Here is a 1750-nt window from a genome sequence, read left to right on the forward strand (position 1 = left end):
CGATTCAGCCGCGTCTTCAGGTCTAGGACGGAGCCATAGAGACGGTCTGCCCCCAGTCTTGCGATGCGAATGGTGTTGATATAGCCGTCAATGACCGACCCTGGATCGGTTTCTTTGCGTTCGGCTTCCGCCATCACGGTGGCGTAGGTATCGCTGGTGAGCTTAATTCTGAGTCGATGGGGACTAGACATGGTTCACGAGGACGCTTCACGTGACCCAATCTTGGCAAATGGGCTCAAGGGGCTGACTCTGTCTGGGGTTGGATTTTGTTACGGGCCGCGCCGCACAAAAAAAGGGCTTAACCTGCCCTCTGGCACGCTAAGCCCCATCGGTGGGAGCGGTTAGTCGTCTAGGTCGTCCTCGTCATCGAGGTCATCGTCCAGCTCAGCGCTGGGTTCGTCTTCCGCTTCCTCATCATCCAGCGTGGTGAAGTCGTCGTCGTCCTCATCGCTCAGGTCATCATCCGAGGCCAGCAGGTGGCTTTCGCCCATCGCCTTGGTGACGGCTTCGGCCAGCGTGGCCTGATCCCGTCGGGCATTGTTGCGAGACTGCACGCTCTCCAGATTCTTATCCGCAAGCTCCTTCAAGCAGGCGGTCACCTCCTTGCTAAAGTGGGGCGCGAGGTAGAAGCTGGCGATTTCCGTCATCGCCTCACCGATGGCATCGAGGGTATCGGCAGCGGCATTGACGGGGTTGCCGCCAATCATCTGGTCAAAGGCGCTCTTGTTCCAGGTGCCCCAGTCCAGGTTGGCCTGCTTGTTTTTAGACAGGTAGGCTTGGGACTGGAGTTGCTGGCCCAACAGTTCCCGCAGGGCGTAATAGGCTTGCACCAGCACCACCCGCTTACCGCCTAGGGCGGCAAAGCCTTGCTTTTTGCAGTAGGCTTTCACCCGGTCGCGAGGGGACAAGGTAGCGGTGCTGGATTTACGAGTCATGGTTTTCGGCATAGGTTTTCTGGGGTTAGGGTTAGCCTAGGCCAAAGCCCCTGACCGGGTTCAATCCCCCGTTAGGTCACGCTCTGGGTCTAGGGTGAAGCGACACTCCACACCTCCCAACCCCGATAGGGGTTCTATTCCATTTCATTCAAGTTGAATGAGATTAACCTCAGATCAGGCTCATCCAGGTCGAGGCTGGGTGCCGTCATGCACGACTCAAGCGAACCTCCGTACGATGTGACAGTTGACCCAAACGAACCTTGTTCTGCCCCATCGAGCCAGGGTCTAGTTGAAGCGGATCATCCCCCTCAGCACCACCTCGACTAGGGCCAGTGCCAAAGCACCATCTTGCCCCTATCTGGTCTGGGTCAAGGTCAGCGTTAGCACCAGACCCATGGCTCTGCCCCATGGCCTAGAGAGGGATCACCACCGACTCAACCCAGGCCCGATGAGCCGCATCGTCATTCCCATCATCCCTTAGTCAGCCCCTAGCTTGTCCCAGGACGTTCCCAGCCTGTTCCAGGATGGCCCCTAGCGGTTCGAGAGCGTTCCTAGCCTGCCCCTAGGGGGTCGGGATTGTCCCTAACGGGTTCCTAGGCGGTACCTAGCCGATCCTTTGCTGGTCTTATCCAAATTTGATGCCAAGTTTGGGCCATTGGGGTGGGGGTGGGCAAGGAACGCATTGCTTGCCTAGAAAATGGCCCACAGGGTTTTGACCCCACCCCCATGGTGAAAATGGCCTGATTTTGGCCTCGTTGGCTCGTTTAGCCCGTTCAGATTTGCACCATTCTGTTCAATTCTGCACAGGAATGTGC

At 57.5% G+C, this 1750-nt stretch carries 2 protein-coding genes; both read right to left on the reverse strand.

Annotated elements, in window-relative coordinates:
- Positions 1-191: hypothetical protein (locus H6G62_RS27135; protein WP_190500939.1), on the reverse strand; the 191-nt coding region annotated here is incomplete at its 3' end.
- Positions 192-341: 150 nt separating this feature from the next.
- Positions 342-935: a hypothetical protein gene (locus H6G62_RS27140; RefSeq protein ID WP_190500941.1), complete on the reverse strand. Its 594-nt coding sequence runs from the start codon at positions 933-935 to the stop codon at positions 342-344.
- Between the last annotated feature and the right edge of the window lie 815 nt (positions 936-1750).

The organism is Phormidium sp. FACHB-1136 (assembly GCF_014697375.1).
In the GTDB taxonomy this organism is placed as follows: domain Bacteria; phylum Cyanobacteriota; class Cyanobacteriia; order Phormidesmidales; family Phormidesmidaceae; genus Nodosilinea.